15 protein-coding genes and 3 pseudogenes are annotated in these 18,431 nt (G+C 69.5%); 11 read left to right on the top strand and 7 right to left on the bottom strand.

What is annotated here, in order from left to right:
* Window positions 1-315: 315 nt before the first annotated feature.
* On the top strand, window positions 316-543 hold the full coding sequence (locus tag M2163_RS02045) for an amidase family protein (protein WP_280854806.1): 228 nt from the start codon (window positions 316-318) through the stop codon (window positions 541-543).
* A 119-nt stretch (window positions 544-662) separates the two neighbouring features.
* Here M2163_RS02045 and M2163_RS02040 read toward each other — a convergent pair whose 3' ends face one another.
* The 4 genes from M2163_RS02040 to M2163_RS02025 all read right to left on the bottom strand — a co-directional run bounded on the left by M2163_RS02040 (window position 663) and on the right by M2163_RS02025 (window position 6,303).
* Window positions 663-911 (bottom strand): helix-turn-helix domain-containing protein, encoded by a 249-nt coding sequence (locus M2163_RS02040; protein ID WP_280892959.1) that lies wholly within the window; start codon window positions 909-911, stop codon window positions 663-665.
* Between the two features lie 569 nt (window positions 912-1,480).
* Window positions 1,481-4,165: a DUF6493 family protein gene (locus M2163_RS02035; RefSeq protein WP_280892958.1), complete on the bottom strand. Its 2,685-nt coding sequence runs from the start codon at window positions 4,163-4,165 to the stop codon at window positions 1,481-1,483.
* Window positions 4,162-5,586 carry an SWIM zinc finger family protein gene (locus M2163_RS02030; RefSeq protein ID WP_280892957.1) on the bottom strand — a complete coding sequence of 475 codons (1,425 nt, stop codon included), beginning with the start codon at window positions 5,584-5,586 and terminating at the stop codon, window positions 4,162-4,164. The genes M2163_RS02035 and M2163_RS02030 overlap by 4 nt, the downstream gene beginning before the upstream one ends.
* 180 nt (window positions 5,587-5,766) lie before the next feature.
* Window positions 5,767-6,303, bottom strand: coding sequence for a Tn3 family transposase (locus M2163_RS02025; RefSeq protein ID WP_280893136.1), 537 nt, complete (start codon window positions 6,301-6,303; stop codon window positions 5,767-5,769).
* A 1-nt stretch (window position 6,304) separates the two neighbouring features.
* On the opposite strand from M2163_RS02025, the pseudogene M2163_RS02020 reads away from it, so the two are divergent.
* Window positions 6,305-6,470, top strand: a pseudogene (locus tag M2163_RS02020) (IS5/IS1182 family transposase); the annotation flags it as partial.
* Between the two features lie 133 nt (window positions 6,471-6,603).
* Window positions 6,604-8,400 (top strand): hypothetical protein, encoded by a 1,797-nt coding sequence (locus tag M2163_RS02015; protein WP_280892956.1) that lies wholly within the window; start codon window positions 6,604-6,606, stop codon window positions 8,398-8,400.
* A 51-nt stretch (window positions 8,401-8,451) separates the two neighbouring features.
* On the opposite strand, the pseudogene M2163_RS02010 reads toward M2163_RS02015, so the two are convergent.
* Window positions 8,452-9,035, bottom strand: a pseudogene (locus M2163_RS02010) (transposase).
* A gap of 53 nt (window positions 9,036-9,088) precedes the next feature.
* Entirely contained in the window at window positions 9,089-9,763 is a 675-nt protein-coding gene (locus tag M2163_RS02005) for a TetR/AcrR family transcriptional regulator (protein WP_280892955.1), read from the bottom strand.
* Between the two features lie 126 nt (window positions 9,764-9,889).
* On the opposite strand from M2163_RS02005, the gene M2163_RS02000 reads away from it, so the two are divergent.
* From M2163_RS02000 to M2163_RS01980, 5 genes are read left to right on the top strand one after another with little or no spacing between them, the layout of a single operon-like run.
* A complete protein-coding gene (locus M2163_RS02000) occupies window positions 9,890-10,084 on the top strand; it encodes a ferredoxin (protein WP_280854812.1) in 195 nt (64 codons plus the stop codon).
* Window positions 10,081-11,292, top strand: a complete 1,212-nt coding sequence (locus M2163_RS01995) for an FAD-dependent oxidoreductase (protein WP_280892954.1) — start codon at window positions 10,081-10,083, stop codon at window positions 11,290-11,292. The genes M2163_RS02000 and M2163_RS01995 overlap by 4 nt, the downstream gene beginning before the upstream one ends.
* Window positions 11,293-11,311: 19 nt before the next feature.
* On the top strand, window positions 11,312-12,523 hold the full coding sequence (locus tag M2163_RS01990; RefSeq protein WP_280854814.1) for a cytochrome P450: 1,212 nt from the start codon (window positions 11,312-11,314) through the stop codon (window positions 12,521-12,523).
* The gene (locus tag M2163_RS01985; protein WP_280854815.1) at window positions 12,520-13,002 is read left to right on the top strand and encodes a carboxymuconolactone decarboxylase family protein; all 483 of its coding nucleotides are present in this window, start codon (window positions 12,520-12,522) and stop codon (window positions 13,000-13,002) included. Before M2163_RS01990 ends, M2163_RS01985 begins: the two co-directional genes overlap by 4 nt.
* A 2-nt stretch (window positions 13,003-13,004) precedes the next feature.
* Window positions 13,005-13,808 (top strand): SDR family NAD(P)-dependent oxidoreductase, encoded by an 804-nt coding sequence (locus M2163_RS01980; protein ID WP_280854816.1) that lies wholly within the window; start codon window positions 13,005-13,007, stop codon window positions 13,806-13,808.
* A gap of 895 nt (window positions 13,809-14,703) precedes the next feature.
* On the opposite strand, the gene M2163_RS01975 is transcribed toward M2163_RS01980, so the two are convergent.
* Window positions 14,704-15,636 carry an NAD(P)/FAD-dependent oxidoreductase gene (locus M2163_RS01975; protein WP_280892953.1) on the bottom strand — a complete coding sequence of 311 codons (933 nt, stop codon included), beginning with the start codon at window positions 15,634-15,636 and terminating at the stop codon, window positions 14,704-14,706.
* A 95-nt stretch (window positions 15,637-15,731) separates the two neighbouring features.
* On the opposite strand from M2163_RS01975, the gene M2163_RS01970 reads away from it, so the two are divergent.
* From M2163_RS01970 to M2163_RS01960, 3 genes and pseudogenes are all read left to right on the top strand, one after another.
* Entirely contained in the window at window positions 15,732-16,637 is a 906-nt protein-coding gene (locus M2163_RS01970; protein WP_280893135.1) for an AraC family transcriptional regulator, read from the top strand.
* 132 nt (window positions 16,638-16,769) lie between these two features.
* Window positions 16,770-16,922, top strand: coding sequence for a hypothetical protein (locus tag M2163_RS01965; protein ID WP_280893149.1), 153 nt, complete (start codon window positions 16,770-16,772; stop codon window positions 16,920-16,922).
* Window positions 16,915-18,238, top strand: a pseudogene (locus tag M2163_RS01960) (helix-turn-helix transcriptional regulator); the annotation flags it as partial. The gene M2163_RS01965 and the pseudogene M2163_RS01960, both read left to right, overlap by 8 nt.
* Window positions 18,239-18,431 lie beyond the last annotated feature (193 nt).

The raw sequence follows: 18,431 nt of genomic DNA, 5'->3' as shown, positions 1-18,431 counted from the left end.
TGGACGGGCAGATGTGCTATCCGCCATTATTGGCGGGCACGCGCTAGGCGGTCTGGCTTACCTGAAAGGGGGAGCCGCTACTGTCCCGCTCTTCATGGTGTTGCCGGGGCGCCCCGGTGCGGTGGGGTTTGCGGCGGAATCATCGCGCTTTCCACGGAGGGGAAATGACGCCGCGCTGGATAGTCGGAGGGTGGGCTCGTCCAGCATGTCCCCCTTAAGACGTTCAGCATGTGAAAGCACGCTAGCCACGCCGGGACGCTTAGTCAACATCGATCGTTCTGTATCGCGCTGCACGGCACGCTGGAATCCGACTCGGTGGATCCGCTGGCACCGCTCGCTCGAAGCCTGCAGTTCGCGCCCGCAACTCCGTTCGTCAACTTCGCTGCTCTGCCCGCAATCTTCTTGCCCCGGCACGTCAACACCGATGGCCTGCCGATCGGTGTGCAGTTGGCGGCCGCCCCGGGCCGCGAGGATTTGCTCATACGGGTGGCTGTCCAACTCGAGATCGCAGTGCCGTGGCAGGGCCGCCGCCCAGCCCTGTAGTCACGAATAATGTCGACGTCGGATCCGGCGTATGGATCGTCACCACCCGGGGTCCCCGTGGTAATCGCCGAAAAACAACGGATATCCCTGACCTGTGCGGATGTGGTCTGGCTCGTTGATCACCCGCCCTGTCCCGACATATTCGGCAGCGGCGCCGTCGCGGTGCTTGCGTAGTTCCGGTAGAGCGTGGAGCGGCTGACGCCGAGTTCGGCGGCGACTTGCTCGGGGTTCGCGCCATCCTTGATCCGTTGGGCGGCTCCAGCGCGGGTGGTCGCGTTGAGCTTCGCGGGGCGGCCGGCCGGCAGGCCGCGGTCTTCCTTGGCCGCGCGGGCACCGGCGGCACGTTCCAGCATGTAGATCCGCTCCATCCGGGCAAAATCGCCAGCAGTGCGATGGCCATGTCGGTGCCGGGTCCCGGCTCGCTGGTGTCCACGGCGAGCTTGTCGCCGAGCGTGCGCAGGAAGTCACTGCGCTCGGTGAGGTCGTGCACGAGGTTCAGGGTCTCGCGCATGTTCCGGCCAAGCCGGTCCGGCGTTAGCACGTTGATCCGGTTTCCGGGACGGGCGAACCCAAGCAGAGCCCTCAAGCCCTCGCGTTCCATGTTGGCGCCGGTGCGCTTGTCGACGTAGAGGTGTCCTTCGGCGACGCCGGCATCCCGCATCGCGTCGATCTGCCGGTCGAGGTCCTGAGCGGTCGTGCTTACACGGCAGTACGCAAGACCCATCCCACGACTGTCCCGTAACTTGACGCCGTGACGCAGGTTTTGACCAAGCCTTATGACACCAGCTTCTGAGACAGGGTGACCTGCGGCAATGCGATCATGTGTCGACGGTCGGCTTCCTCCGTTGTTCGTTCCTGGACGACCACAGTTGAGTGATGGTTGGGCACCGCTGGGGCTTTATGGAGGACTCCGTCCGTCAGTCCCGCACCCTACGTGTCAGTGGGCGTCGCGGCTCAGCGCCGTCCTGAGCCGCCGGGCCTGCTTGATCAGCTGTGATGAGCCCTTGCGCGCCGCCAGCTCGTCGATCTCCGGTATCGCGCCACGTGCCCCGGACCGCTCCGCGCAGTCGGCCGCGAGCGTGAGCAGAGCGCCGCCGGCGGGTGCCGGTTCTTCCGCCAGGAGCCCGGGGAGGGCGCCTGAGAGCACCGCCCACACACGGGCGTACGCACCGGTGCGCGCCACTTCCTGCAGCGCTGCCACGACTCGCTTCGTTTTGAGGCGGCGCAGGCCGGTCAGCTCGGCGATGTCCCGGCCGAGCCCTTCCGCGTCGAGCTGTCCGCGAGCGGCCAGCACGAGCATCGCGTCCACGGCGAACAACTGCTCCTCCAAGCGCCGTGCTCCGAGCCCGTATGCCACCAGCAAATGGGTCGCGGGCCCGGCCGGTCCGCCCGACTCGGCCAGCGCGGGCAGCACGGGCACCCCGTGACCGAGGTGGTCGGAGTCGGCCAGGGTCGTGAAGGCCGACAGCATCCGTGCCGCGATGATCTCCCGGTGCTGGGGCAGGAGGGCCAGGGCCCGGGCGGAACACTCCCCGCCGCCCCCGCACTTGCACGGAGCGCCGATAGGGTCATGCGCGCCGAGCAGGGAGCGGAACGGCTCGGGATAGTCCTCGTGCCCGGGAACGGCCTCGGTGTGCACGAGGACACCGGGGCGGGGGGTCCTGAGCCTCAGCCGCTCGGTTTCCCGGGAGAGGGCGGGATCGGGCAGGCCGCCCGAGGCGAGCCAGGCGGCCAGCCGCCGCCCCGCCGGGGAGGTGAGCCGGTCCGCCGCGGCCCGCGCTTCGAGCGGCACCGCACGGTCGAGTCGCAGCAGGGCCTGGTCGAGGTCCGCCGGGCCGGGCTCGGTGCCCGAGTCCTCGTACGCGGCAAGCCGGGCCACCAGCTCGAACGGGTCGATGGTCCCCGTCGACCAGGTGGGCGTGGCCAGCAGGAACGGCAAGGGGTCCCCGAGCTCCAGCCGCGCCCCGATCTCGGCCGCGCGGCTGAGGCAGACGGACCAGATCGCCGTGTGCGGGCACTGGTACTCCTGGAACCGGAAACGGAGGGCGTCCAGGCCGGACTGGGTGCTGAGGGTGCGCGTCTTGTCCTCTGCGGCCTCGCCCATGACGAACATGACGACGGCTTCGAGCGCTTGTGCGAAGACATTGTCGCTCAGCCATGAGGCAGGCTGCCGGTGCGCTGCGACGACCGGTTCCAGGGCCGCGCGGAGCCCCGTCAGGTCGGCGTGGGCGTGGACCACGAGGCTGTTCAGCGCCCGCTCCTCCTGCGCGGGGGTGCCCTTGCCGCGCAGCAGCGCGACGATCTCCTCGGCGAGCTCGGCAGGGGCGAGCGGTGCGGGATCCAGGCGCTCGGGGTCCGGCACGGGCGGCAGGACGTCGCCCCCGGCGGCAAGCGGATCGGCCTCCTCGGCGAGCACGGCGCCACCGAACGCCTCGACCGCGCGTTCACGCAGGTCGGAGGGGAGCAGTTCGGCACTCGCCGCCAGTTCGGCGAGGATGGCGTCGCCCGCGTGCTTGCGGTGGCGGACGGCCAGGGCGAGGGCCTTGTCCTGGAGGCTGTGGTCCTCGTGGCCGAAGGCCTCGGCGGTCACCGGCAGCAGCTCGTCCGTGAGAGACCGGTCGCGCTTGATCGCCTTGTCGAGCATGGCCAGCTGGGAGCGCACGATCTTCTTCTCGGGCCGGAACAGAGCCGCCCGCGATGCCTCGACCAGGTGCTCGGTCTCCAGACGGCCCGCCTCGTCGAGTTCGGCCAGCGTCTCCTGGGCGCGGGCGGCCGCCAGCGAGTGCCCTGCGGAGAGCATCCGTACCCAGGTGAGGGTGTGCGCCGCCCGCTCGTCCGCGGTCAGGTCCAGGGCGGTCAGCAGGGCGAGGAAGCCCTTCACGATGCCGAGCCGGCCACCGCGCAGCAGCCGCGACAGACAGCCCTCGACCAGCATCTCGCGGCTGAGCAGTCCTTCCCGGGCGAGTGCGGCGAGCGCGTCAGGCCATCCGGGGTCGGTGTTCCGGATGTACTGGAAGTCCGAGCCGGCCTCGTCCACTTCGAAGAGCCGGGGGACGGCCGCTTCAAGGAACGGATCGTCCCGCAGCCTTTCCTCGATCGTCTTACCCCGCTCCGGGATGTCCCTCTCCCAGCCGAGGATGAAGCTGTCCGTCATGGGCGGCTCGCAGCCGGCGATCAGCGACAGCCGCTTGATCAGCCCATACTCCCACCCGCCGACGGTGCGGCGCTCCGCCAGCCGGCGCGCCACCTCGGCCAGCCACTCGGGGGCACGGTCGTCCATCACGCCGACGACCGCCTGGGGATCCTCGGGCCCGGCCCACCACAGATCGCGGCTCGTGAGCCACTGGGCCGCGGCCGCCGCGCCGGTGCAGCACCCCGCCCCGGCGAGCAGCAGGCCCTGGCGCACCAGCAGGTGCCCCTCGCCCCGCCAGAATTCCGGGGTGTCCTTGCGCCACTGCTTGAGCACCGGCAGCCCCTTCCGCCGCTCGGCGTCGGTCAGGGCGCCGACCAGCTTGGGGATGTCCTCGACGCGGCCCTCGCGCACCGCGTCCAGCAGGCCGCGGATGCCGTCCGCGGTGCCGTCGGGGATCCGGTAGTCGGGGAAGGCGTGGGTGAAGGTCATCGGGTGGCTCCGGTGGGGGTGTCGGCGTTGTCCTGGGCGGTGGCGGTCGTACCAGGCGCGGCCGCTCGGTGGGCGATGCGGACGGCGAGGGCGTGTTTGCACGGGCCGCGTCCGCCGCGGTATTCGGCCCACCAGCGGCAGGTGCAGGTCAGCCGCCCTTCGGTGGACCTCACGCGGTGGCTGTGGTCCTCGACGGTGACGGTGGCCGTCTCACCGTCGAGGCGCACCGCGCCCGCGTCGACGAGGGCGCGGGCGGCGCGCAGCCGGGAGTTGTCCCGCTCGGCCCGTCCGGTGTCGTACGGCAGCTCCCGGTGGAAGTACGCCGCCTCCGCCGTGTCGTAGCCGATGCGCCCGGCCGTGCCGAGGCGGGTGAGTGCGGCCCGTACCCGCTGCGGGGTCAGCCCGGACTGCGCGGCGAGGTCGGCGATGTCAACGGCGGGGTCCCAGGCGAGCAGCACCGAGACCAGGTCGGCGTCCTCCGCCGACTCCTCCGCCGCCAGGGCGTCGAGGACGCGGCCCTCGCCGGAGAAGCCCCGTGTCGTGTCCGGGGACAGGGTGAGGGTCAGCCGCATCCCGGGGAGTCCGATCTCCCACGCGCTCGCCACCGGGCAGCTGCCCGCCGTGACGGCCGGGCCGTGGATCCGCAGCCCCGTCGCATGGCGCAACACCCGGGTCAGCGCGGTCAGCCGTTCCGGCCCGGGCAGGCAGACCGCGCCGGGGACGGGCCGGGTGGTGGCGCGCAGCGAGCGGCCCGCCGGGACGATCCAGCGCGCTCCCTTGGAGGCGCCGCGGGTGGTGCTGGGGCGTGGCAGCGCGCGGAGGAAACGCACGGCCTCGGCCCCGGGGAGTTCGGCCCGCAGGTCGAAGCCGGAGGCGATCACCTGGGTCTCGGCGAAGCCGCGCAGCCAGCGCTCGGGCAACGGCACCTTCTTCTCCACCACCGGCTCGTCGAAGGTGGCGACGGTCATCTCATCGGGCCCAACCTCCAGACGCAGCGGATCGTTCGGGCCCACCCGGGTCAGGGCGTCCCGCAGCGGGATGTTTACGTCGACGTTGGTCGTGCCGTGCCCGATATCGTCGCCGTCGAGGGCGTCGCCCAGCATGTCGAGCCGTGCGTACACCCCGCAGCAAGCGGAGAACGACTCGAACCTCAGCCGGTCCCCGTTCCCGGTGACGACCGGGTCGCGCCAGTAGTCGAGCTGCGGCTGGTAGTAGCGGGCGGCGGCGATGTCCGCGACGCACAGCAGTCCGGCGGCGGTGGCCTGGGGATGGGTCAGGAAGCCGCTGAAGAAGCGCGGATGGGCTTCCTGCCCAGCCGGGGTGGCGCCGCCGGAGGTCTCCAGACCGATGCTCCGTCCCTCTGCCGTACCCCGCACGGCAGAGGGACGGAGATAGGCGTACGTCTGTGCCGTTCTCGTCATGGCCGAGATGCTATGGGCCACCACTGACACTTCGCTGGGGCGCGGGCCAGGTCGGACTTCAGCATGTCGAAGACCTCGATCGCCTCGTCCGCGGCCCGGTTCGCATCGCGGCGGCGAACGCCACCAAGTGGCCATCCGCCGGGGTTCGGCGAGGTCGGCGACCGAGGACTGGAGCCGGCATTATGGCCGCGCCACCCGGCTGGGGAAGCACCACTCCCGGCCCATGACCTGGATCAAGGAGAAACCGGCGTCGGCGTGTCCGAGGGCAGGCCGCTCGCCCGGCCCATGTACGCTCCGGCCGTTGGGAACGCAGCGGCCGGTAGCCGGCCGATCGAGTTTGGCGCGTTCGGTGTCGACCTCGACATGGATCGTGCCGTGGTAGTTGACGTTCTCGCTGTGCGCCGGGGAGATGTGCGCCAGCAGTTCGTCGTCCACCGCCCGGCCCTCGGCCCGCATCTGCGCGACGGCCAGACCGTAGTACTCCGTGGTCCAGGTCACTACAGAGTTGGTCAGCACCGTCAGGCACCACGCCTGCTCACCTTGCCCGGCCAGGAACCGCTCACGGATCTTCCCCTGGTGGGCGTAGTGCAGATCCCGGCACAGGGAGTGCAGCGACTCGCCCTTGTTGAGCTGCCGGGCGATCTTGCGGCGGTAGGTCTCGTCCGCCAGGTAGCGGGCGGCGTAGACGGTGCGCCGCAGCGCCCCGTACTCCTTGATCATCCAGGCCACCCAACGCTGCCACGTAGAGCGCACCCACGCCTGGCGAAGCGCCTTCTGCCTGCTCGCACGCTGCTCCAAAACGCCGCATCAGCGTCATCAACGCCTTCTTCGACCTCGCGGACACCGTCATCACAGTGCGTATGCTCAGCCGCCGCGCCTGGACCTCGGCGATCCCACGCACCTCGAAGTGTTCGCCCCAGCCGAGTTCCCGTTCCCCGGCCGTCAGGCCGGACGTGGATGTGGGCGTCCGTCCGTCGTCCTCCTGCGATGTCAGTGCCACCGCCTAGGGTGCTCGGCATGACATCGATCACCGACGGTCACAGCGCCCCTGCACTCCAGCCGTATGCCGACCTGTTGAAGACGGCGAAGCCCGCAGAGGCCCGCAAAGCCGTGCGGGAGTTGGTCGTTGTCGCCGATGACGGGGAAGCGCTGAAGCTTGCCGCTCGGTTCGCGCCGGTCGCGGGACTGGCGGTGGACACGTTGTTGCGGCTGTGGCCCACGGTCGCCGACCCGGACGGCTTCGCCGCGGGACTGCTGGCGCCGGCCTTCCGGCAGGAGGGGCGGACCGAGCTGAAACTGCGGCGCGTGACCTCGCTGGCGGGTCTGCGGCACCTCACCATGCTGCGCACGCTGACCGTCGAGCGCTGCAAGGAGATAGCCGACCTCACGGAGATCGGCGCCCTCACGGAGCTGCGCCACCTCGACCTGAACGGCTGCGCAGAGGTCGAGAACCTGACACCCCTCAGCAGCCTCGGCAACCTCACCCGGCTCAGTCTGCACCGTTGCCGCCCCGTCTCCGACGTCAAGCCACTGCTGGCGCTGAGCCGACTGCGCGACCTTGATCTGAGCATGACCCGGGTCGACTCGGTGGACGGTTTCGGGGCGGCGTTTCCCCTGCTGGAGCGGCTGAACATGCGCGGCTGCCGGTCCTTCAAGTCCCTGGCGCAGCTCTCCGGGCTGACCCGCCTCACCCACCTCGACCTCGGCTGGACCGCCATCCGCGACCTGACCGGTCTGGCGAACGTCCCCGCCCTCGCCTCCCTGGACCTCGCGAGCTGCAAGCGACTCCAGGACCTGAACGGCATCGCCGCGGCACCGCACCTCGCCGAGCTGGTCATCGAGGACTGCCCGCGTTTCCGGTCCTTCCGAGGCTTCGGCCACCACCCCCGCCTGACGGCGCTGGCGGTCAAGGGCTGCCCGGAGCTGTTCGACCTGCGGGGGCTCGCCGCGCTGACGCACCTGGCAGAGCTGAGGATCGCGGACTGCGAGCGGCTCGCCTCCGTCACGGGGATCGGGCCGCTGCCCTCCCTGGAGACGGTCGCCCTCGACGACTGCTCCGCGCTGGCGGACTTCGCCGGACTGGCCTCCCTCAGCGGGCTGCGCCGGCTCGACCTGACCGGACTGGGGCGCGTACGGGACCTTTCGCCGTTCGCGTCCCTCTCCGGGCTGCGCGAACTCCGCCTCACGAGGTGCCCCGGACTGCTGGACCTCACCGGCCTCGGCTCCCACACCACGCTGGAGACCCTGTCCGTCAGCGACACCGGCCAGCTCGTCAGCCCCGGCGACCTGGGCGAGCTGCCTGCCCTGCGGAAGCTGGAGTTCAGCGGCCTGCCCTCACTCACCGACCTCGGCGAGCTGGCCGGCACCTCGGTCACCGAGCTGACGCTCGACCGGCTCGGAAGTCTCCGCTCGCTCGGAGCGCTGGAGAAGCGTCCCGGGCTTCAAGTGCTGAGCGTGGACAGGGTTCCCCTGCCGGCCGACTTCCCCGTCCTTCCCTCCCTCACCCGGCTCCACCTCTCCCACCTGTCCTGGGAGGACCTGTCGCCGCTGGCCGGTCTCACCTCGCTCCGGTCCCTGCGCCTGGGGTACCTGCACGAACTGGCGGACATCAGCGCCCTGGTCGGTCTGCCAGACCTCGCCGAGCTCCTCTTCGGCAGCCACGATGCCCTGACCGATCTGAGGCCCTTGCTCGACATGAAGGCGTTGCGGCGGCTCAACAAGTCGCTGCAGATGAACGGGCAGATACTCGACGGCCGTCGCGACCCGGTCCTGGCCGAACTCGCGGCACGCGGCCTCGCGATCGACCGGCGCTGACACCCATCGGTTCCGGACGTCGGTGTCTCGGCTCCCGTCGTACCGCCGCCTTCAAAAGAGCGCCGTCTCCGCCGGACGGCTCCTTCCGCGGGTCCCCCTTTTCCGCGCCCCGGCGGCGTGCTGGTGGGTCCGGCCGACGGAGGAGTCGGTGGTGAGGTCCCCGGTGATGAAGTCCTTGTTGCCGGCCTGCGCCTGGCGTGCTGCGAAGATCCGCCGCCAGGTGCCGTCACGCCGCCGGCGCCGGAACAGGTCGTCGGACCCGGCCCAGGGCCCGTACCGCTCCGGTACATCCCGCCACGGGACGCCGGTGCGGGTAAGAAAGCCGGTGTCATCGACGATCAGGACGGCATCGGGTCTGCGAGGTGTTCCACGACGTAGTCGCGCACGTCGTCCAGGACCTCGTCGGCGTCCCGCTCGATCCGGTTCAGCAGCCGCTGAATGCGGTCGGGACCCGCATGCCCGGCCTCTTCCGCAAGCGTCCAGCCGTTCTTCCGCTCCAACGGCGCGATCAGCCCTCGCGTGTACGCCAGAGCGGATTGCCGCGGCTCCTCCCGGTTGAACCGGTGTACGAACCGCTCGTGCAGAGCGCTCAGTTCACCCGCCCACAGTCTGATATCAGCAAGGTCCCCACCCATAACCACACCAACGACTGAGCTGGTCACCAGTCACGGCAAGCACCGTTGCAGTACTAGGGGGCGCTGTCGCCGGGGGGAGTGGAGTGGCCGTCAACTGTGGAAAGGGACCGGGCGAGTTCGTCGACGAAGTGGTGCACGTCGCCGAGGCGCCATGCGTTTGCTGTGTCGTCTCCCAGCAGGAGACGGCCGTGAACGGCCGACCACAGCGATACCGCAGCCGCCTCGGGAGTCTGAGCCAGGCGGATACCGGTTTCGGCCATGCGTGCGACGGAACGGCGCCAACAGTCCGCCACTTGTTGTATCTCGTCCCGGTGGCGGTTACGGATGGTGAACATCACACGGAAGCTGGTGGGGTTGTTCTGGGCGAAGCGGCAGTAGGCGTGGGCCACTTCGGCCAATTGCCGGGCCGGGGAGTGACCGGCCGAGGTCTCCTCCGCTCGGTTCATCTCGTCCAGGAGCTGTTCGTAGAGCGCGCTCACGGCGGCGCGTGAGAGTTCTTCCCTGTCCGTGAAGTGCAGATAGATGGCCGGTGCGGTGACTCCTGCCTCGCGCGCCACCTCCCGCAGGGACAGCGGCACGGTCTGCATACGACTCTCGTCGGCGATGAGCCGCAGCATCGCTTGAAGGATCTCCTCGCGGAGCTTGGTTCCTTCGCCCCGGGCGTTGCGGGATCTGCGCCCGGCGGCTGAGTCCGCCGGTGACGTCGGGTTTTGGACAGGTTCGGTCACGTTCCCAGCCTCCCATACGTCCGCACCTTGGACCGGACGCTAAACGGGTGTAAATATACGCTCGTAAAGTTAGAGTGGGCCGTCCCGCCCGGGCCTGCCTACGCCGTGTCAGCGAGGAGAGCGTTCATGCGTATCACCATCGAAGAGGACAAATGCTGCGGCGCCGGCCAGTGCGTACTGCTCGCTCCGGAGGTGTTCGACCAACGGGACGAGGACGGTGTCGTGGTGCTGTTGGACGCCGAGCCGCCGTCGGAGCAGCATGCAGCCGCCCGTGAGGCAGCGGCCGTCTGCCCGGCATCCGTCATTGAGGTCCACGCGTGACTGCGTCAGGAGGACTCGTCGTGGTCGGCGCGTCAGCGGCGGGCGTGGCTGCCGCCGAAGGACTGCGCCACGGCGGCTACGACGGTCCGCTCACGCTCGTCGGCGGTGAGCCGCATCTGCCGTATGACCGGCCGCCACTGTCCAAACAGTTATTGAGCGGCGTCTGGGAACGGGAGAGGCTGCGTCTGCGCGCGCCCGAGACCTACAGCGACCTCGGCATCGAACTCCGGCTCGGGGTCCGGGCCACGGAACTGGACATGGCGGCCCGCCGGGTGCGTCTTGCCGACGGTACGGAACTCACCTACAGCAACCTGGTCCTCGCCACCGGTGCCCGTGCCCGCATGCTGCCCGGCGCTCAAGGGCTCACCGGCGTGTACACGCTGCGCACAGTGGAGGACGCGCTGGCGCTGCGAACCGCGCTGGCGGCCCACCCGCATCTGCTGATCGTCGGCGGCGGCTTCGTCGGTGCCGAGGCCGCGGCAGTGGCCCGCGGGCTCGGCTGCGAGGTGACGCTTGTGACCGACCAGCAGGTGCCGCTCGCGGACGCCGTCGGCGCCGAAGTCGGCACGATGCTGGCCGAAGTGCACCGGGAGCGGGGAGTGCGGATCGTCACCGGCTCGCCCGTCAAAGAAGTCATCGCCGAGGACGGGCGTGCTGTCGGTGTGCTTCTTGCCGACGGCCGCGTCCTCCGTGCCCAGGCCGTCCTGGTCGGCATCGGCGCGCGCCCTGACACCGACTGGCTCACCGGCAGCGGCCTGTCGCTGCACCACGGCATCGTCTGCGACAGCCTGCTGCGCGCGGGCGACGCCGTATGGGCCGCGGGCGACGTCGCCTCCTGGCCCGATCCCGTCACCGGGGAGCGCCTGCGTATCGAACACCGCACCAACGCCTCCGAACAGGGCATGACAGTCGCCCGCAATGTCCTCGCCGGGCCGTCCGCGACCGCGTTCCAGACCGTGCCCTACGTCTGGTCCGACCAGTACGACCTAAAGATCCAGATCTACGGCGGCACCCGCGGCGCCGATGCCGTGCACATCGTCGAAGGCAGCCTGAAGCAGCGCGCCTTCACGGCTGTGTACGTCCGCGACGGATACGTCACCGCAGCCCTGGGCGTCGGCATGATCCGCCAGCTGCGTGCCCTGCGACGCCTGCTCACCACCCGCACGCCCTGGGACCAGGCCCGCACCAGCCTTCCCGTGACCGCCTGACACCCTCCAGGAGACGTTCATGTCAAACGACACCAAGGCCGAAGCTCCGGCGTTCCCCTTGCCCCGCGGCTGTCCCTTCGCACCGCCGGAAACAGCCACCGCCTTCCGGGAAGCCGGCGTACCGCGCCGAGTGACGATATGGGACGGCAGCCGGCCGTGGCTGATCACCCGGCACGACCACGTCCAGCAAGTCCTCGGCCCGAACGGCCGGTTCAGCGCCGACGTCACCGACCCCGGTTTCCCCAACACCTCCAGCGCCCAGCCCGCAGTCGAGGGCAACATCTTCTTCCGTAAGGACGGCGACGAACACCTGCCGATCCGCCGCATCCTCAACCCGGACTTCACCGCCAAAGCCTCCGAGAAGCTGCGCGCACGCATCGCCGATCTGACCGAGCAGCTCCTTGACGAACTGGCGGACAAGGCCAAACCCGTTGATCTCATCGAGGAATACGCGCTCGCCCTGCCCACCATGGTCATCTGCGAGATCCTCGGCGTCCCCCTTGAGCAGCGGCACGCCGTGCACGAATCCGCCAAGAAAGTGGTGCAGCTGAGCCTGCCCAAGGAGGAGAAACTCGCCGCCCACCGGAAACAGGTCGAGAACATCCGCCGCACCATGGCCGACAAGCGCGACCATCCCGACGACGGGCTCCTCTCCCGCCTGGTCAACACCTGGGTCGATGACAAGAACGTCCTGACCTTTGAAGAGGCCGTCAGGCTCGGCATGCTCGTCATCGGCGCCGGCCATGAGACCACCGCCAACATGATCGGCCTGGGCATCCTCGGTTTTCTGCGAGAACCCGCCCAGCGCGACACCCTCCTTGCGGACCCGAGGAAGAACGCGGCCCCGGCAGTCGAGGAGATGATGCGCTACTGGAGCATGGTGCAGACAGAGCCGCGACGTGTGTGCCTCAAGGACACCGAGATCGGCGGCGTCCTGATCAGGGCCGGGGAGGGCGTCATCTGCAATCTGCCCGCCGCCAACCGCGACCCCGCGGTCTTCACCGACCCCGAACGGCTCGACATCACCCGCACCGAGCGCCGGCACATCGGCTTCGGCTTCGGCGTCCATCAGTGCCTGGGCCAGAACCTGTCCCGGGTCGAGATGCAAGAAGCCTGGCCCCGCCTCTTCCAGCGCTACCCCACCCTCCAACTCGCGGTGGCGGAGAGCGAATTGCACTTCCACGATGATGCCCTGACCTACGGGCTCGAAGAACTGCCGGTGACCTGGTGAGCGCCCCGCAGGCCGCAGGCCCCGGAGACGAGACCGGCGGGCAGACGCCGGCCGGGCGAGCCGCACACGGCCAGGCCGCCATGGCAGAGATCATGCAGATGACGGTCCCGGACATCACCGATCCAGACTCGATCGGCGGCCTGGCCGCCCAGCACATCTACGGCGACCTGTGGCAGCGGCCGGTCCTGTCCCGGCGCGAGCGGCGTCTGGTCACCCTGACCGTCCTGGCGGTCCTCAGCCAGAACCGCCTGCACACGCCGCTGCACATCAAGGCCGCACTGGACAGCGGCGACCTGTCCGAGGCAGACCTGCGGGAGAGCGCCATCCAGATCGCCTTCTACGCCGGCTGGCCGCTCGCCACCTCCTTCGACGCCGCCATCGACGCGGTCACAGGCAGCCACTCGCGCTATGACCAGGTGAACCCTCAGATGTCCCGGCCCGCCTCCGGCCCGCCGCCGCGCACACAAGGAGAGGAGTAGCCGTGACCGCACGTCTGCAGGACAAGACCGTGGTCCTGGTCGGCGGGGGACAGACTCCGGGCACCACCATGGGCAACGGCCGCTGCGCAGCGCTGACCTACGCCAAAGAAGGCGCCCACGTCCTGGTCGTCGACCAGGACGAGAAGTCAGCCGAAGAGACCGTCGCACTCATCCGCGACAGCGGAGGCAGAGCCGTGGCCCACCGCGCCGACATCACCGCCGAGGAGGACTGCGCCTCGATCGCGGAGACCGCCCTGCGCGTCTTCGGGCACATCGATGTGCTCCACAACAACGTCGGCATCGTGCCGCGCGGGCGCACCGAGGACCTCTCGCCGACGGACTGGCGCAACGGCTTCGAGATAAACCTCACCGGCATGTGGATGACGTGCAAATACGTGCTGCCGCACATGCGGGCACGAGGACACGGAGCCGTCATCAACATCTCCTCGATGGCGGGGCTGCTCGCGGGCGGCGAAGCCATCGCCTACACCACCTCCAAGTCGGCGGTACACGCCATGACCCGCAGCCTGGCGCTGGAATACGCACCCTACGGCGTCCGCGTCAACGCCATCGCGCCCGGCATGATGGACACCCCGATGGGTGTGGACTCCGTCGCCCGGTCGACCGGCGCCCGACGCGAGGACATCGCCGACCAGCGCGCAAAGCTCGTGCCCATGGGCCACCAGGGCACCGCTCAGGATGTCGCCGACGCGGCCCTCTTTCTCGCCTCCGACGAGTCCGCGTTCATCACAGGCGTCATTCTCCCCGTTGACGGCGGCTTCACCCTGAGAGCCCGCATGCGCTGACAGGCGCAGCGCAAGGGGCCGGCCACAGTCAGACGACCCGGACCGGTGAAGGAAGGAGTGCTGGTCGGCCCGTTGCCTCAAGGACGGTGCCGACACGCACAAGATCGTACGTAACGGGGTCATCGCCCGGCAGATGACCGGCTCGCGCTGGAAGCAGGCTTCGCTGTGCCGGCCGTCATCCCGATCACCTCGGTCTTTCAGGACGTCCAGGCTGAAGATCAGGCGCTCTCAGCGCAACACCGAGCGCATCGCCCCTCGGGCTACGTTCGGGGAGGCCGTAATGCGGCCACCAGTTGACGCAGTCGAACCACACGTCGCGGGGGAGGCAGGAGTTGGGGAGTGCGGAGGAGCACATGGTCTCGACGAGGCGCACGCAGCCGTGCCGAAACGGTCGGACAAGCTCACAGGACGAGCGTGAGTGTGCCGCCGGGGCGGTGGGATCGGTCGAGCATGGCCGCTTCCTGGAGGTGGTCGAGGGTGTAGGTGGGGGATAACGGGTACGACCAGGATTCCTTCGTCGGCGAGCCTGGCGAACTCGTTCATCTGGTCGTAGCGGATCTCGATGGTGATTCGGACGCCCAGTTCGGCTGCGGCGGCGAAGCCCGAGACGGTGAGGACACGATCGGGATCCCCGGTCGGCTCGGTCAGAGTCGGTAGCGAGCCGCCGCCCGGACTGGGCTGGTTGGCACGGTCGATCCGGCCCCCGGTCGGCGAGGTGTCCCAGGACGCGGTCCACGGGGCCTGGGGTCAGTGCGCTGACGCGTTCGGCCACGCCCTCGCCGTAGGTGGTCACCTGGCGTGACGCAGAATCCAGCAGGTCACCCAGCATGCCGAACGTCGCACTGGGCGGTGATGGCCTTGCGGGCGTGGCTCGGCTGCGTTGTGAGAGTGGGCCTCAGTAGCCTGCGGCAAGTTGCACAGCGGCGGCGGCGCCGGCCAGGTAGCCCGATGCCATGGCGGCCGCCATGGACGGCGGAACCGAGGTGGCCGCATCCCCGGCGGCGTACAGCCCGGGGACGCCGGTCCGGGTCATTGCGTCTACTTTGATCGCCTCGACGCTGAGCATCTCGTCCGGTTCGGTCAGGGACGCTCCGAGGTCGCGGGCCAGCGTGGAGCGCTGGTAGAGAGTCGTCTTGACCAGCAATGCACCGATGGGGAGTTCTCCGCCGTCGGCGAATACGGCGGACCGCAACTCGGTCCCTGGCCCGTCGAGGCCGGCGATCGGCCGCTCGTCGAGGCCCACTCCGCCGACGACCAATTGCTCGCGGTGCTGGTCTGACAACTCGCTGCCGTTGGTCAGCAGCGTGATCCGATCGCTCCAGGCGCGGAGGTTCAGCGCTCCGTGCACGCCGACCGCTCCCTCCGCAAGAACACCCATGGGGCGATCGCGGACTTCCCAGCCGTGGCAGAACGGACAGTGGAAGACCGAATGACCCCAGCGCTCGTTCATGCCGGGCAGCGGTGGATAGCGGTAGTTCATACCTGGGGCCAGGACCATGCTCCGGGCTCGCTCACGACGGCCGTCGCTGAAGGTCACAGTGAAGCTTCCGTCATCCTCCTTCACGCCATGGGCGACCTCGCCCCGGCACAGCTCGACGGACGGGTAGGCCATGAGTTCCGCGCGCCCTGAGGCGTAGAACTCAGCGGGAGGGCGTCGATCGTGTCCGAGCAGACCTCCGATACCCGCCGCGGCGAGGTTGCTCTGCTGGCCGGCGTCGATGACCAGGGTGTTTCGTCGGGCCCGGGCGAGTGTGAGAGCGGCACTCATCCCGGCGGCTCCGGCGCCGACCACGATGCAATCCCTCATGCCGGTGTCGTTTCCTTCCATGGCACTCACTGAACCAGCTGCCGACGTGCGCGGACATACCCAGTTGGTGCGGCTGAATACGAGCTTGTACGGCGCATAGAATCGAGCGGGTGGACATGATCAGTCAGGCCATCACCAGCCTCCGGGTCGGCCGTGGAACCGTCCGACGTTTTCGGCAATCGGGTTCGTGGGGTTTGCGGTACTCCGGCTTGACCGGGAGCGGTTTCCACGTGGTCCTCCGGGGCAGCGGCTGGCTCATCCCCGTTGATGCGCCACCCGTCGCGCTCCGGCCGGGCGATGTCGTCCTGATCACGTCTGGAGCAGACCATGGGCTCAGCTACGCGCCGTGTGCGCTTCGTGGGCTGCCACAGGTGGTGTTGAGCCTGGACCAGCCGGGTTCCGGCTCCGCCGACTTCGAGTTCCTCTGCGGCGCCTACCGGTTGGACCATGGTCAGGTGCACCCGTACCTCGAGGCGATGCCGGACCTGCTCGTGGTGTCTCCCGACTATGAGCGGTTCCCGGCGTTGCGATCGGTCGTCAGCCTGCTCGACGACGATGCGTCGCAAGCGCGGACGGGTACGGAAGTGACTCGGTCGGCGGTACTCGATTTGATGCTCGTTCATGTCCTGCGCCAATGGATGGAGGATGAAAGCTCGAAGGGCCGGACCGCGACTCCCGACCCGGCCATCGCTGCCGTACTGCACACGATTCACGACAGTCCGCAGACGCAGTGGACGGTTTCACAACTCGGCGAGACTGTGGGCATGTCCCGGACGGCGTTCACGAGACGCTTCACGTCAGTGGTCGGCAAGCCGCCCATGACGTATCTGAGGGACTGGCGACTCAGTTGTGCCGCACGCCTGCTTCGAGAGACCGACGCATCACTGGCCTCGATAGCCCGGCGGATCGGCTACTCGACGGAGTTCGCTTTTGCAGGGGCGTTCCGTCGCGAGTACGGAGTCTCACCGGGTCGGTTCCGTCACCGGGAACGAGGCACCCCGCCAGCAGTTCGGCTGGGATGACGACAAGCATCACATTGCGGCACACGGCAGGGGTGTCCCGGTGCGTGATCAGTAACGCGGAGAGTGCTCCTGACCTGCAACGATGGGACTTGTCTAGGGTCCTGTTGACTGTCGGAAAAGAGACTCTCCAGCGTGAAGAAGCGTATTGAGTCGTACCCGCGTGTCCGCACCGAGGGCGGAGACCGGGCGGTGGTCCCGCAGGCCGGGGGCGTGCTGCTGGTCGAGACCGTCCGCAAGGCCGGCCTGGACACCGCCCGCCCCGGCGGAGCGTGCCTGGCTGCGTGAAGCGGCCGGCATCACCCAAGCCCGCCCCGCGGCCGCGTTGAAGACGACGAGGCGGACGCTGAAGAACTACGAGAACGGCCGCTCGGAGCCGAAGTCGCCGCGCCTGGAGGCGCACCAGCGGCTGCTGAAGGGTGGGCGGCCAAGTAGTCCGCCAACGGCACCTCCCGCCCGCCTGCTGTCCCTGCGGCTCCCGCCGCGCCGCAACCAGTGATGCTGGAGATGTTCACGGGCGCGGCCGCGCCCGAGGCGACGGCCGCCGCACCGGTGGAGGCTCCCGCCGTAGCGGAGAGGCCCGCCCGTCCAGCTGGACGCCCGGTGACATCGCGGCGCCCGGCGACGAGGAAGGCGGCGAAGCCGTCCGCTGACCCGCGCCCCCACGGCCCACTCGCCGTGCTGGACGGCGACGGCTCCGCGTACGGCGTGGACGGGCTCGTGCTGGACTGCCCGGCAACCACGATCCCGGAGCTGGTGGAGTGGACGCTGCGCGAGTCCGGTCTCGGTGCGCCCAAGCTCAACCGGTATGGAAAGGACTCCGATCCCCTGATCGTGCTCACCGCCACGGCCGCCGTGAAGCTCGGGCTGCCCGAGCGCCTGGAAGGTCACGGGCAGCACCGCCTGTGCCTGCCCGAGGACCACCCGGTCGACAAGCAGCCGGTGAAGGCACGCTGGCGCGCGGGTTCGGGCCGTGGGCGCGGATCTACCGCAAGGTGCAGGGGCGCGAGCCGCAGTGCGTACAGCTCGCGATCCTGTCGTGGGACGCCCTCGATGAGCGGTCCTGGCCCGGCGTGGCTGATATGGACCCGGCCGACATCGCCCGCGCTCTGAGCGTGTATGCCCAGCGAGTCATCACGCCGCGCGGGTCGACGGCCGTCTCCGGGCTGGAGCTGATGCCCACGCTGCGCCCGCCGACGAAGGCCGTGCGGGACGAGGCAAGCGGGAACTGGATCTCCTGCCACAATCCCAGCTCGCTGGACACGAAGCCGAGGGACCCGGCGCCGCCGGAGGCCACCCCGGAGCACCCCGTGGTCGTGAACTCTGGCTGGATGGGCGGCTTCCTCAACGAGGAGGCGTACCAGTGGGTGCGGTCGGTCGACCGGTTGACCGCACGGGAGCACACCATGTCCTATGCGGTCGGCCTGGACCGCAACACGGCGTTCCTCGCGGCCGCGGCCCGCCTGGTCGTCGGCCTCAGCGCCCCCGCCCCCTTCCACGCCCCGACGTTCAACCCGAGAATTTCCGGGAGCTGGCTGGTCGACTTGTCCCACATCGAGATGGACCCGCGCCTGCCCTCGCCGTTCACGCCGGACGGCAGCCGCCAGATCGACGACGCAGCGCCCCGGCGGTGGCCGCCGCAGGTGCGCAAGCGCCGACAGCGGCAGGTCACCACCACTTGCGGGAACGCGGTGGAGACGCGAGCCTGCTTCGGACACACCACACCCTCGGTACGCCCTACGACGGACGCTTCCGGCGACTGACCGTTTAGGTCACCGGTCTCGTCCACGACCGGGA

The sequence above is a fragment of the Streptomyces sp. SAI-135 genome (genome assembly GCF_029893805.1).
Lineage (GTDB): Bacteria > Actinomycetota > Actinomycetes > Streptomycetales > Streptomycetaceae > Streptomyces.
The sequence above is the reverse complement of the archived record's forward strand: the minus strand, read 5'-3'. Positions and strand labels throughout refer to the sequence as shown.

What these genes read in the sequence shown, in the direction of transcription:
- M2163_RS02040 (WP_280892959.1), bottom strand. Translation starts at nt 911, where the DNA reads ATGGAGCGGATCTACATGCTGGAACGTGCCGCCGGTGCCCGCGCGGCC.
- M2163_RS02035 (WP_280892958.1), bottom strand. Translation starts at nt 4,165, where the DNA reads ATGACCTTCACCCACGCCTTCCCCGACTACCGGATCCCCGACGGCACC.
- M2163_RS02030 (WP_280892957.1), bottom strand. Translation starts at nt 5,586, where the DNA reads ATGACGAGAACGGCACAGACGTACGCCTATCTCCGTCCCTCTGCCGTG.
- M2163_RS02015 (WP_280892956.1), top strand. Translation starts at nt 6,604, where the DNA reads ATGACATCGATCACCGACGGTCACAGCGCCCCTGCACTCCAGCCGTAT.
- M2163_RS02000 (WP_280854812.1), top strand. Translation starts at nt 9,890, where the DNA reads ATGCGTATCACCATCGAAGAGGACAAATGCTGCGGCGCCGGCCAGTGC.
- M2163_RS01990 (WP_280854814.1), top strand. Translation starts at nt 11,312, where the DNA reads ATGTCAAACGACACCAAGGCCGAAGCTCCGGCGTTCCCCTTGCCCCGC.
- M2163_RS01975 (WP_280892953.1), bottom strand. Translation starts at nt 15,636, where the DNA reads ATGGAAGGAAACGACACCGGCATGAGGGATTGCATCGTGGTCGGCGCC.
- M2163_RS01970 (WP_280893135.1), top strand. Translation starts at nt 15,732, where the DNA reads ATGATCAGTCAGGCCATCACCAGCCTCCGGGTCGGCCGTGGAACCGTC.